This is a genomic window from Flagellimonas marinaquae (assembly GCF_003992675.1).
Lineage (GTDB): Bacteria > Bacteroidota > Bacteroidia > Flavobacteriales > Flavobacteriaceae > Flagellimonas > Flagellimonas marinaquae.
On sequence record NZ_RZMZ01000015.1, the window covers coordinates 31,064 to 44,161 of the forward strand.

At 43.9% G+C, this 13,098-nt stretch carries 11 protein-coding genes; 2 read left to right on the forward strand and 9 right to left on the reverse strand.

Annotation, left to right across the window (positions count from 1 at the left end):
• Positions 1 to 91 precede the first annotated feature (91 nt).
• Positions 92 to 3,058 (forward strand): protein translocase subunit SecDF, encoded by a 2,967-nt coding sequence (gene secDF, locus EO130_RS09440; RefSeq protein ID WP_127141270.1) that lies wholly within the window; start codon positions 92 to 94, stop codon positions 3,056 to 3,058.
• 55 nt (positions 3,059 to 3,113) lie between these two features.
• On the opposite strand, the gene EO130_RS09445 is transcribed toward secDF, so the two are convergent.
• The 7 genes from EO130_RS09445 to exaC form a co-directional block, all read right to left on the reverse strand.
• Positions 3,114 to 4,577: a glycosyltransferase gene (locus tag EO130_RS09445; protein WP_127141271.1), complete on the reverse strand. Its 1,464-nt coding sequence runs from the start codon at positions 4,575 to 4,577 to the stop codon at positions 3,114 to 3,116.
• 81 nt (positions 4,578 to 4,658) lie between these two features.
• On the reverse strand, positions 4,659 to 5,909 hold the full coding sequence (locus EO130_RS09450; RefSeq protein WP_127141272.1) for an ATP-binding cassette domain-containing protein: 1,251 nt from the start codon (positions 5,907 to 5,909) through the stop codon (positions 4,659 to 4,661).
• Between the two features lie 47 nt (positions 5,910 to 5,956).
• Complete coding sequence (locus EO130_RS09455) at positions 5,957 to 6,442, reverse strand: DUF192 domain-containing protein (protein WP_164732914.1); 486 nt, start codon at positions 6,440 to 6,442, stop codon at positions 5,957 to 5,959.
• A gap of 3 nt (positions 6,443 to 6,445) precedes the next feature.
• Entirely contained in the window at positions 6,446 to 7,408 is a 963-nt protein-coding gene (gene lgt, locus EO130_RS09460) for a prolipoprotein diacylglyceryl transferase (RefSeq protein ID WP_127141274.1), read from the reverse strand.
• 69 nt (positions 7,409 to 7,477) lie between these two features.
• Positions 7,478 to 7,699: a membrane protein insertion efficiency factor YidD gene (yidD, locus tag EO130_RS09465; protein ID WP_127141275.1), complete on the reverse strand. Its 222-nt coding sequence runs from the start codon at positions 7,697 to 7,699 to the stop codon at positions 7,478 to 7,480.
• Positions 7,700 to 7,762: 63 nt separating this feature from the next.
• Complete coding sequence (locus tag EO130_RS09470) at positions 7,763 to 8,149, reverse strand: DUF779 domain-containing protein (protein ID WP_127141276.1); 387 nt, start codon at positions 8,147 to 8,149, stop codon at positions 7,763 to 7,765.
• 1 nt (position 8,150) lies between these two features.
• The gene (gene exaC / locus EO130_RS09475) at positions 8,151 to 9,674 is read right to left on the reverse strand and encodes an acetaldehyde dehydrogenase ExaC (protein WP_127141277.1); all 1,524 of its coding nucleotides are present in this window, start codon (positions 9,672 to 9,674) and stop codon (positions 8,151 to 8,153) included.
• 211 nt (positions 9,675 to 9,885) lie between these two features.
• Here exaC and EO130_RS09480 point away from each other — a divergent pair, with 211 nt between their 5' ends.
• Positions 9,886 to 10,797 (forward strand): AraC family transcriptional regulator, encoded by a 912-nt coding sequence (locus EO130_RS09480; RefSeq protein WP_127141278.1) that lies wholly within the window; start codon positions 9,886 to 9,888, stop codon positions 10,795 to 10,797.
• Here EO130_RS09480 and cysS read toward each other — a convergent pair.
• Both cysS and folE read right to left on the reverse strand, forming a co-directional pair.
• Positions 10,794 to 12,275, reverse strand: coding sequence for a cysteine--tRNA ligase (cysS, locus tag EO130_RS09485; RefSeq protein WP_127141279.1), 1,482 nt, complete (start codon positions 12,273 to 12,275; stop codon positions 10,794 to 10,796). The two genes, EO130_RS09480 and cysS, sit on opposite strands and share 4 nt — an antisense overlap.
• A 15-nt stretch (positions 12,276 to 12,290) precedes the next feature.
• A complete protein-coding gene (gene folE, locus EO130_RS09490; protein ID WP_127141280.1) occupies positions 12,291 to 12,971 on the reverse strand; it encodes a GTP cyclohydrolase I FolE in 681 nt (226 codons plus the stop codon).
• Positions 12,972 to 13,098 lie beyond the last annotated feature (127 nt).

A 13,098-nucleotide genomic window follows, 5' to 3' on the forward strand; every position in this document is an offset into this window, starting at 1 on the left:
ATTGCAATTACATCAAATTCTATTGTCAAATCTTATCGGAAATGATATATTTGCACGCTGTTTAAGAAAACTTCTATAAAATTAACAATCAATGCAGAATAAAGGACTTATAAGGCTTTTCGCTATCCTTTTTGGCTTGGTGAGCATCTATCAGTTATCTTATACTTTCATCACTAACAAGTTGGAGGGAGATGCTGAAGCTTACGCAGTTAGCCAAATTTCGGAGGCTGAGGAAGACTATGTTGCAAAGCGTGAAGCTTTAGAGGCATCGTATTTGGACTCCATCAGTGATAACACTGTTTTGGGCTATACGAGCTATGGGGAAGCCAAGACAAAAGAGTTGAACAAGGGATTGGACCTCAAGGGCGGTATCAATGTTACCTTACAGATTTCCGTAAAGGATATTTTGAAAGGCCTTGCCAACAATACCAAAAACCCGGTATTCAACAAAGCATTGGCCGATGCCGATCAAGCATCAACCAGTAGTGATGATACCTATTTGGAATTGTTTTTTGATGCTTTTGACAACATTAAAGGTGACACCAAACTTGCTTCACCCGACATTTTCGCAAACAAGGGACTTAGTGATGATATCAATTTTCAAATGTCCGATGAAGAGGTAAAACCTATCATCCGAAGAAAGATTGATGAATCCATCGTTTCTGCATTCGAAGTACTCCGTGAGCGTATTGATGGTTTCGGGGTTACACAACCCAATATTCAAAGAGAAGGAAATTCGGGAAGGATCGTAGTTGAGCTTCCTGGAGCCAAAGATATTGCCCGTGCCCAAGAATTGCTGTCCAGCACAGCTCAGTTGGAGTTCTGGGAAACCTATCCGCAGAGCAACCAAAGTTTGGGGAACTTTTTTGTAAATGCCAACGAGCGTTTAAAAGAGATTTTGGAGCCCAAGGCATCCGAAGAAGAAGCGGCGAAACCTGAATCCGAGATTGATTCCCTGCTTTCCGATGTGGCTCAGGACTCATTGGACATGACGGCAGAGGCGAACCCACTTTTGGGCAAATTGCTTCCGGCCAACCCAGGTAGTCACGCCATTGCGCGCGCCATGGTTTCGGATACGGCCGAGTTGGGTAGCTACTTGAGAATGCCGGCAATCAAAAGATTGTTGCCAAACGACATCCAATTCACCAAATTCCTTTGGGAAAGACCATCGCAAGACGCAGAAGTGGTGGATTTGTATGCGCTGAAATCCAACAGGGAAGGTACTCCTAGAATAAGCGGAGACGTAGTTTCCGATGCACAGGATACCTTTGACCAATTCAATAAGCCTGCCGTAAGCATGACGATGAACACCCGTGGTGCCAAGGAGTGGGAAGAATTGACAGGTGACGCCTACAACAATCAGACTGGTATCGCCATTGTTCTTGACAATAAAGTGTATACCGCACCTGGGGTGTCTTCCGGACCCATTTCTGGTGGCCGTTCAGAGATTACAGGTACGTTTACCGTAAACGAAACCAAGGATATCGCCAACGTATTGCGAGCTGGTAAATTACCCGCTTCCGCAGAGATTATCGATTCCTTTGTAGTAGGCCCATCATTGGGTCAAGAAGCCATCAACAGTGGTTTGATGTCCTTCCTCATTGCCATGATGTTCGTTTTGGTATGGATGATTTTCTACTACGGAAGAGCAGGTGTTTTTGCCGATATCGCACTCTTGTTCAACATTCTCCTGATTTTTGGGGTGTTGACCAGCTTAGGGGCCGTATTGACATTGCCCGGTATCGCCGGTATCGTATTGACCATTGGTATGTCCGTGGATGCCAACGTACTTATTTTTGAGAGGGTCAAAGAAGAATTGGATAGAGGAAAAGGAAAGGCGCAAGCCATTGCCGATGGTTTTGGAAACGCATTGTCTTCCATCTTGGATGCCAACATTACTACAGGACTTACAGCGATTATCCTCTTTATCTTTGGTTCAGGACCCATTAAAGGTTTTGCTACCACCCTGATGATTGGTATTGTAACGTCCTTGTTCACCGCTATTTTTGTAACCCGATTGATGATCGAGGCCTATACCAGTAAAAAAGGTCGTCGATTGGATTTCTGTACAGGAATCACCAAGAACTTGTTCAAAAACTTGAGCATCGACTTCTTGTCCAAGCGTAAAATATCATACATTATTTCAGGTATTCTGATTGTTGTGAGTATAGTTTCTTTGATGACTCTTAAACTGCAACAAGGCGTTGATTTTGTAGGAGGACGTTCTTATCAAATTCGATTTGAAGATCCAGTGAACCCATCTGAGATTGCTGGTGACCTGAATGCTGTTTTTGGAAGTGGAACCAACGCAAAGACTTTTGGTGCCGCCAATCAGATTATCATCACCACCAATTACAGGTTTGAAGAAAACGGTCCAGAAGTGGATACCGAGATTCTGAACGAAATGTTCACCCAAATTCAAAAGTATTTCCCTGATGGTACTACCTATGACGATTTTAAGCCAGGTGGTACAGCGGAAGATTTGGGCGTTTTGAAATACCGAAAGGTAGGTCCTACCATTGCAGATGACATTAAGAAAGGAGCTATTTTGGCCATTATTGCCTCGTTGGCTGTGGTGTTCCTGTATATCCTATTCCGATTTAGAAAATGGCAATTCTCCTTGGGAGCTGTTGTTGCAGTATTCCACGATGTCATGGTCGTATTGGGTATTTTCTCCTTGACCGGAAGCATTATGCCTTTCAATATGGAAATTGACCAAGCCTTTATTGCGGCTATCCTGACGGTAATAGGTTACTCACTCAACGATACGGTGGTTGTTTTTGACCGTATCCGTGAAATAACTGGACTAAAAGGATTTAACAATGGAGAAAATATCAATTCTGCACTGAATAGTACGTTGAGCAGAACGTTGAATACCTCCCTTACTACATTGATTGTATTGTTGGCCATCTTCATCTTTGGAGGTGAGAGCCTAAGAGGATTTATGTTCGCTATGATTGTTGGTGTAGTTGTGGGTACTTACTCCTCCGTGTTTATTGCAACACCGATAATGTTCGATTCATTGAAGAAGAAAATTGCTGCTGCTACAGGAGCATAGTTTTTCGTTTTTTATATTACACTTTACACAAAGGCCCTTTTAAGGGCCTTTGTTTTTATATTCTATTTGCCGATAAGGTTCCTAACCAGGATAAAAGTTGGCTAAACAAGGTGAAATTCTGGATAACCCTTAATTGTCCATTAAAGCCCCATTTATCCCTTTCTTTGGGATGATTGAGCATGTAGGCCATGGTTTTAGCCAAGCTAGCTATATCTGTAGGGTCCGGGTTGATTTGACCTGTTTTGTTATGCACCACTTGATATTTTAACCCTGCGGCATTGGAGACCAATACAGGTTTTCTTTTCCACATGGCCTCTGTGGCCGTAAGTCCAAACCCTTCTTGAATGGAATTTTGTGCAATAATGCTGGATGTGCGTTGGAGCGCATTTACAATTAGCGCATTTTGCTTGGGATTATCCAAAGGCAGTAAGAGTATGGCTATATCGTTTTGCAAGCTAGGGTCCACCTGTTTATACGTTTCGGTGAGCTCCTGTAATACTTCTTTCCCTTCAGGGTCATCCGATACAAAGGCAGGATCGGGACCTCCCATCACCAATAGGGTCATTTCAATCCTTTTGTACTCCAAACTATCGGGATCTCCGTGTTCTCGGTTGTCCAGTTTCATTTTAATAAAGGCTTCCATCAACTCCTTAAAGCCTTTGAGGCGGTCCCAACGAGAGATTTCGGTGATGATGGGACGATAGATCAAATCCAAGTTCTGACCTGCATCCAAAACATCAAAAGAGCCATCGGGCATTACCTTTCGTACCAAATGCTCATAACGGTGGTACAAAATAGCCTTGTGGTCGTCCAACACGCCAGACTGATAAAGGATACCAATACACTTGTGCAATTGCAATTCCCGGTTTTTGTGGCTCAAAGGGTCTATGGCAGGGGGAATAATGGAAGTTTTGTTTTTCAAGGGCTTGGGCACATAGGAGGGCAGACTAAACACAAAATGGTCATAATCGTCCGTGTAAGGTTCCAAAAATTTCCATACGGCGTCGGTTACTTTGGTATCTTCCTCCAAACCGATATGGCATCGCCAAATAATGGAGACCCGCTTCTCCTTTTTGATCATGGCGGCTAGCGGCATGGGCTGTGGGTCGTGTACCACTACAATATCACCGTCCTTGATAAGCTCCAAGGCCTTTGCGAGATTGTTTCGATTCACTTCTTCGTAAATCTTACGGTCTTCTCCGGTAAAAACGCCTTTTCCACTTCCGTGAATGGCATTGTGTATACGCTTGGTCAGATCAAAGAAGGCCTCTTTTTTGGCTTCGATAACCAGCCATTCGATGGATACGCCAAGTTCGCGCAATATCCGCATCTGACTCGGGAGCATTTCGGCCACCCCACCGCCAATGGCCGTAGAGTTGATCATCCAAATAGTGCTTCCTTTGAGAGAATCGATAGGGTCTTGGGCCTGTTCCATAAAATCCAGAACAGAGGAATAGAGAGAACCGTACGCCTTATAGTCTACAAGTTTGGCGCCTGGCTTAACATTAATTTTTTGCATGGAAGGGAAGGTTACTGTTTGATTCCCTTATAAGATAGCAAAAAAACGAGTGAGGTTGTTAATAATCTGTTTTTTAAATGATTACGATTTAATCGAAATCCCTATTGAACCACTTTCCCTAGGTATCAATTCATAGATGTACATCGGCTCCAGTTGGGGCTCTGTTCGGTGGGAAACAAACACAATGGCGGTTTCGCTCTCCTTGGCTATTTTGTTCACCAAGGCCACGAAAAGGGAGGCGCTGGCATCGTCCAGACCCGCTGTGGGCTCATCAAGAATCAATAAGGGCGGATGTTTTACCATGGCGCGGGCCATCATCACCAAGCGTTTATCGCCGTCGGATAATTCCCTGAAATGCTCCCTTTTTCTATCGTCCAATTGCAAAAGTTGGAGCCACTGGCGGGCAAGGTTGATTTCACTATCCGTGGGTTGTACGTAAAGGCCGATTGAATCATGAAGTCCAGATATGATCATATGTTCCAAACTATGATAACCCCGAAATTTATCCGTAATGGCAGGAGTGTAGTATCCGATTTTTTGCTTCAGGTCCCAAACACTTTCACCGCTTCCCTTTTTTTGACCAAAAATGGTGAGATCTTGTCCATAGCCTTTGTGACTGTCGCCGGTAATCATGGAGAGGAGGGTAGATTTTCCACTACCGTTGGGTCCAATCAGTTGCCAAAACTCACCACTTTTAATGGTCCAGTCGATTTGGTCGAGCACAGGTCTGCCATCAAAACTGACAGACACTTTTTTGAAACAAACCAATTCTCTGTGTATGGTTTCGATGGGTTTCAGCGGTGCTGGTATGGAGTCTTGGAACGGGTTTGAGGTAATTCTGGTTTCGTTCCAAAAATCATCTGGGTATGGGTAGGATTCCAAGGTGCTGCCATCCAATTTGAAAAAGTGGGTTGTACCTGGAAGAATATCATCCAATCGGCTGACCACCTGCACCACTATTTTGGTTTTGGCGATTTCCAGCAGTTGTTTCCTAAGCTTGACTTGGGTGGTAACGTCCAAATTATCAAACGGATTCACCAATACCATAAAGTCGGGGTTCTGTTGGAGCAAATAGTTGAGCAGGGCCTTTTTTTGCTCCCCACTGCTCATGGTCTTGAGCGGTTGATCGCCATCCTTGGTCAAAATTTTGATGTCGTGGCGATCTTCTTCATCCATATATCGATGAATCTCAGACCTAGAAAACAGCAGCCCATTTAAGTGCTGCAGTTCGGTCAGGCCCTCCACTGTCTTATTTTGAAGCAACCGCTGCACCAAGGGCTCGGTATTGGCGTTGTTTTGTATGAGGATTGCGTAGCTTTTCGGCCGCTTCATTCGGTTCAAGGTCTTTCCCCAAAATTACGATTATCCTTTAGTTTGGACTATAATCTTGAAAAACTGATGCTATCCCCAACCTGTAGTCCCAATTGGTCGGAAAGACCTGCATTGATTTCGAGTACAAATTTGGCGGGGACGTTGGATGGTAAGGTGTTCTCGTTAAAGGGCTGCGCATTTTTTTGAAAGCTCACGATTTTCATCCCTGAGTTGATATAGATGATGTCCAACGGGATTTCCGTGTTCTTCATGTAAAAGTACTGCAATGCCTCAGTGGGCTGCACAAACAACATTCCCCGATTTGTTTTCATCGATTTCCTGTACATGAGTCCGGTCTGGGTCTCATATTCCGTTTCGGCAATTTCAATATCAAAATTGGCCTTAATGGAATCCGTTTCGGTAGACAGTACCTTAAGCTCCCCTTCCTTGGTGAAGGAAACAGTCTCGGTTTTAATTGCGCTCTTGGACTCGGTTTTACAGGATGCCAAAACAAGTAAAAAGACCAAAAAGGAGATATGTTTGAAGTATGCCATAATTTAAATTTCTACCGGGGTGGGTTTTACCATGAAATAGAAACCGATGATGATCATAGGGAGGCTCAACCATTGTCCGGTGGACAACATTCCGAGGGATTCCTCGAAACCGCCCTGGCTTTTCTTGTAAAACTCCACAAAAAAGCGGACCACGAACAAGAGTACCAAAAAGAGACCGAACAAGAAACCGGGCTTATTTTTCCAATCTGTTTTCCAATAAAGCAAATAAAGCCCAATAAAGACCAAAATATAGCAAAACGCTTCGTAGAGCTGTGCGGGGTGGCGATACGGAATTGACTCTAAAATATTGGCATACTCCGGATTGTGCTGAATGGCCTTGTAGGCTGCATTCGGGGTCTGTTCCTTGGTCAAGGCCATGGCCTGATAGGCAGGCATATCGTCGGAGTCGCGGATAAAACGGGTGGCCAAAAAATAGGATTCATCCACCTTTTTTCCGTTGATTTCAGAATTAAAAAAGTTGCCGAACCGCACAAAGGCCGCACCTATCGCTGAAGGAATGACCAACCGGTCCAATAACCAGAGTATTTTCATATCCTTCCATTTTAAGGAGTACAGCGCAATACCAATAACAGCGGCGATGGTGGCCCCGTGACTGGCAAGACCCGTAAAGCCCGTAAATTCATAACCGTTTATGAGCCCAAAAAGCGAGCTGTTGGCACTTTCGCGAATTGGCAAAAGGATTTCTGCCAAATGATCTTTATAATAGTCCCAATCATAAAAAAACACATGTCCCAAACGTGCCCCCAGCATAATGGAAACCACGGTATAAATGAAAAGGGAATCCAGTTTTTCCATGGACTTCTTTTCGTTCAGGAATATTTTTTTCATGATGAACCAGCCCAGAACAAAGGCCGCAATCCAGAGCAGATTATAGTATTTTATCTGTATAAAACCCAGTTTAAACAAGGTTCCTTCGGGGTTCCAGTCAAATCCTAGAAAGTACATGTGCATAAATTTTAGGGACTAATATAACTACTTTGGACGGTTGCTCAGTGTTATTTAAACTTCAATTTTTTAAGGGACAGGGTCATAACCACTTCCTCCCCAGGGATTACAGCTGACTATCCGTTTGATGGAGAGCCACCCGCCCTTAAGCAAACCGTGTTTTTTTAAGGCTTCCAAAGTATATTGCGAGCAAGTAGGGGAATAGCGACAGGTTGAGGGGAGCATGGGGGAGATAAAAAGTTGGTAAAAGCGCACCAACAGCACAAATGGCGCTATCAAAATTTTCTTCATGGCATGTTTAACTGACACAAAGATACAAGGAAACAAAAAGCCCCGACAAGGTCGGGGCATGTTTTAAACTTCTTCACCCGATTGCACGGGTTCCAAATGTTCCCGCTCATCATCCGTATAGAGTCGTGATTTGATGACAAAACGGAGACCCAATGGAATTTCCAGACTAAAACTGGCACCTCGTCCCGTAGTCACATCCACTGTAAGCTGAGTGTGTTTCCAGTATTCGAACTGGTCCTTGCTCATAAAAAAATCGCAACCGTGAATTGTGCCCAATTTCACATCGTTCTCATTGAGCATCAGTTCACCTTTAGGGAAGCACATGGGCGAGGAGCCGTCGCAACAGCCCCCACTTTGGTGGAACATGAGTTCGCCATGTTTCTCCCTAAGTTGTTCAATGATTTTTATGGCATTGTCCGAAACCAGTACACGTTTTACCAAAGGCTCCATCCTAGAAAAAGCCCAATTTGTTCTTGTCGTAAGAGATCAACATGTTCTTGGTCTGTCTGTAATGATTAAGCATCATTTTATGGGTTTCCCTACCAATTCCTGATTTTTTGTAGCCGCCAAATGGTGCGTGGGCGGGATAGGCATGGTAACAATTTACCCAAACCCTACCAGCTTGGATCTGCCTGGAAATTTTGTAGGCCTGATGCATATCGCGCGTCCAAACCCCAGCGCCCAATCCGTAAAGGGTATCGTTGGCGATTTCCAAGGCTTCGGCCTCGTCCTTAAAAGTGGTCACACAGACCACAGGTCCAAAAATTTCTTCTTGGAACACCCGCATTTTGTTGTTTCCTTTTAAGATGGTGGGTTGGATGTAGTATCCGCCCTCAAGTCCTTCATTGTAGGCGGCTTCTCCACCGGCGAGCACTTCGCATCCTTCTTCCTTGCCGATTTGGATATAGTTTAGAATTTTTTCATACTGGTCATTCGAGGCCTGTGCACCCATCATGGTAGTTGGGTCTAACGGATGCCCCAGCTTGATGGCTTTTGTGCGTTCCACGACACGCTCGATAAAGGCATCAAAAATGCTTTCCTGAACCAATATTCGAGAGGGGCAAGTGCATACTTCACCTTGGTTAAGGGCGAACATAACAGCTCCTTCCAAACACTTATCGAAGAACTCGTCATCAGCTTCCATTATGCTCTCAAAGAACACGTTTGGAGATTTTCCTCCCAATTCCAAAGTAACGGGGATAATGTTTTTGGAAGCGTATTGCATGATCAATTGCCCCGTGGTAGTCTCCCCGGTAAAGGCGATTTTATTGATACGCGGACTGGAGGCCAAAGGCTTGCCTGCTTCCAAACCAAATCCATTCACGATATTGAGGACTCCAGCGGGGAGAATATCCTCGATAAGCTCCATCAAAATCAAAATTCCTACAGGGGTTTGCTCTGCGGGTTTTAGAACTACACAGTTGCCTGCCGCCAAGGCCGGAGCTATTTTCCATGCCGCCATCAAAATGGGGAAGTTCCATGGAATAATCTGTCCCACGACTCCCAGTGGTTCCAATATATTCATGGAAACCGTGTTGGCATCCAATTCACTTACGGAACCTTCCTCTGCACGGATTACCCCTGCAAAATATCTAAAGTGATCAATGGCCAGGGGCATATCGGCTGCACGGGTTTCACGAAGGGCTTTGCCGTTGTCCCACGTTTCGGCACGGGCCAACACCTCTAAATTATTTTCCATCACATCAGCAATTTTCAATAAAAGATTGCTGCGGTAAGTGGCCGAGGAATTATTCCATTCCGGAGCTGCTGCCCAGGCCGCGTCAATGGCCTTTTCCACATCTTCTGAGGTGGACCTTGCTATTTTGGTAAACGAGTTCCCATCGACAGGGGAAACATTGTCAAAGTATTCTCCTTTGGTGGGAGGGGTCCATTTGCCACCGATATAATTTTCGTATTGGTCCTTAAACTTTGGTTTTTCCAGAACGTTTTGTTCCGTAGTTTGTACATTGCTCATAATACAAGTTGTTTTAGTTAATATTTATGTGCGTCATCACTTGTACTAAGTGACTGATTCTAAAAGTATTGATTTTGAACTCCGTACATCTGACGTATTCTATTAATGACATGACCAATCCTCTTTGATTTATATTTTTAACAAAAAAGAACGCTTAATTTTTTATATTTATTAAGTTTTTGTTTGATATTTTAAGGAGTAAACACTTAACATGCAGTTATCTGAACGATTTTTCAAAGAGAGAAAGCTGGAGCATTTGGTGGAAAACCAAACGTCCTACACCCTCAACAATGCAGCCATGCATGTCTTTGAAACGCATTTGCAAGCACAAAAGGTGCTCCTGCAATTTGACCAACCTGTTCTAGCCTCCATGCTGATCGGAAAAAAGGTGATGCACTTACGGGATAAGAATTCCTTTGATTTTTTACCGGGCGAATCTTTGATTTTGCCCTCTAACGAGGTCATGTGCATTGATTTCCCAGAGGCGAACCAAGAGAATCCGACACGTTGCTTGGCCATGGCCATTTCTGACGAAAAAATCAATAAGGTCATCAACTTGATGAATGAATCCATGCCAAAGCATGATGGTTCCGAATGGGCTTTGATGGATTACAACTATCACTTTACCAATGATGCCAGTATTTATGGAATCATTCAAAGGCTCCTGTATTTATTTACCGAAAATCATCCTTCCAAGGACTTTTTTGTGGATAATATGTTGCAAGAATTGATTATCCGTATTTTGCAGGGCAACCGCCGTGAGAATTATAACCAAAACGCAACCAAGTTAAGCGCCAATAACCGATTGGCCTATGTAGTGGAGTACATTTCCAACCATCTGCACGAACCAATATCCGTCAGTGATTTGAGCAAAAAGGCCTGTATGAGCGAATCCCACTTTCACAAAACCTTTAAGGAGGAGTTGGGAATCACCCCCATTGATTACATTAACGGTGAGCGTATTAAAATGGCCATCAAGCTATTGAAGGACCCGGACAAAAAAATAAAGGAAATCTATTTGGAATGTGGTTTCGAGAACCGTTCCTATTTCAACCGATTGTTCAAACGAAAGATTCATGTTTCGCCCGGAGAATACCAATCAAAATTTTTGAAAAACGCTTAGTTGACACTAAAAGTGGTTCCGTCCTTACCGTCTTTGATTTGAATCCCTAAAGCTACCAATTGATCGCGTATTTTATCGGAAGTGGCAAAGTCCTTTTTGGCACGCGCCTCGTTCCTGATGTCAATCAACAGTTCCATGACCCCGTTCAAGGTGTTGGAGTCATCTTTGGCCATAGACTGGTTTTCTATGCCCAATACATCATAAATAAAGGCTTGCAATGTTTTTTTCAATTCCGCTTTATCCTCATTGGAAATACTTTCCTTATCCTCTTTGATCAAGTTGATGTGCTTTACTGCCTCGAACAGCTGTGCTATCAAAATCGGGGTGTTGAAATCGTCGTTCATGGCATCGTAGCATTTCTGCTTCCATGTTGCCACATCAAAGTCTAATTTTGTTCCTGTTTTTAATTTATCGATGCTATCCAAGGCTTCCATCAAACGATTATATCCCTTTTCGGAGGCTTGTAAAGCTTCATCGCTAAGGTCCAAAATACTCGTGTAATGCGCTTGCATCATAAAAAAGCGAACTACCGCAGGGGTGTAGGGCTTGCTTAAGATGTTATTGTCACCACTAAAAATCTCCGCAGGATAAATATTGTTGTCCGTTGATTTGGACATTTTTCTACCGTTAAGCGTTAACATATTGGCATGCATCCAGTAGTTTACGGGAGATTTTCCCGTACTGGCCTCGGCTTGTGCTATTTCACATTCGTGATGGGGAAATTTGAGATCCATTCCACCACCGTGAATATCGAAGGTTTCGCCCAAGTATTTGGTGCTCATGGCCGTACATTCCAGGTGCCATCCCGGGAAACCATCGCCCCAAGGGGATGGCCAACGCATGATGTGCTGTGGCTCGGCTTTTTTCCAAAGCGCAAAATCCTGTGGGTTTCTTTTTTCGTCCTGGGCGGTAAGTTCTCGGGTGTTGGTAATCATATCTTCCAACTTTCTGCCGCTCAATTTACCGTAATCGTGGTCTTTGTTGAACTTGATCACATCAAAATAGACCGAACCATTGGCTTCGTAGGCATATCCTTTTTCAAGAATGTCCTTGATGATTTCTATCTGCTCTATGATGTGTCCCGTGGCGGTGGGCTCAATGCTTGGGGGCAATAAGTTGAACAACTGCAAGGTATTGTGAAAATCCACCGTATAACGTTGCACTACCTCCATGGGTTCAATCTGCTCCAACTTGGCCTTTTTTGCAATCTTGTCCTCCCCTTCATCCGCATCGTTCTCCAAGTGTCCTGCATCGGTAATGTTTCGCACATAGCGCACTTTGTATCCCAAATGCTTGAAGTACCGAAAAATCATGTCGAAGGACATAAAGGTGCGGCAATTGCCCAGATGTACATTGCTGTAAACGGTAGGACCGCAGACATACATGCCTACGTGGCCTTCGTTTATGGGTTGGAATACGTCTTTTTTTCCAGTAAGGGAGTTATGGATGCGTAAGGTTTGCTCTTTGTACAATTGCATTTAAACGGTTGGTGTTTAAAATTCGGTATCCATGTTGATGTAGTCCAAAAATTCCCGTCTTGTGGCCTCTTCCTTGAATTTGCCGCCGTACTCAGCCGTTACCGTGCTGCTCTCGATATCGCGAATACCCCTAGAGTTTACACAGAGGTGCTTGGCGTCAATAACACAGGCCACATCTTCGGTTCCCAACACTTTTTGAAGCTCCTTTACGATTTGGATGTTCATACGCTCCTGTACCTGTGGTCGTTTGGCAAAATAATCCACAACTCGGTTCATCTTGGAAAGTCCAACCACGGTTCCATTGGAAATATAGGCAATGTGCGCCCGCCCAACGATGGGCAATAAGTGATGCTCGCAAGTGGAATACACTACGATATTTTTTTCGACCAACATTTCGCCGTACTTGTACTTATTGTCAAAAGTTGATGATTTTGGCTTTCTGTCCGGATGCAATCCACCAAAAATTTCCTGTACGTACATTTTGGCCACCCGTTTTGGGGTGCCTTTCAAACTATCATCATCCAAATCAAGACCCAGGGTAAGCATAATTTCCCTGACGCTTTTTTGTATTCTTTCGATTTTTTCTTCGTCGCTCAATACAAAAGCATCCTCTCGTAAAGGGGTATCCGATGAGGAACCTACGTGGTCGTTCCCTCTTTCTTCATATTGTTCTTCCAATGCCTGCTCTAATTTCATAGGTACTGCTTATGGAGGGCAAAGATATACATTAATGAACGATTTAACATCTGGTATCAAGGGTTTGACAACATAAATTATTGTTAAGGCACAGTGCGCGGTACTTTTATAATGCCCAAACCTACAG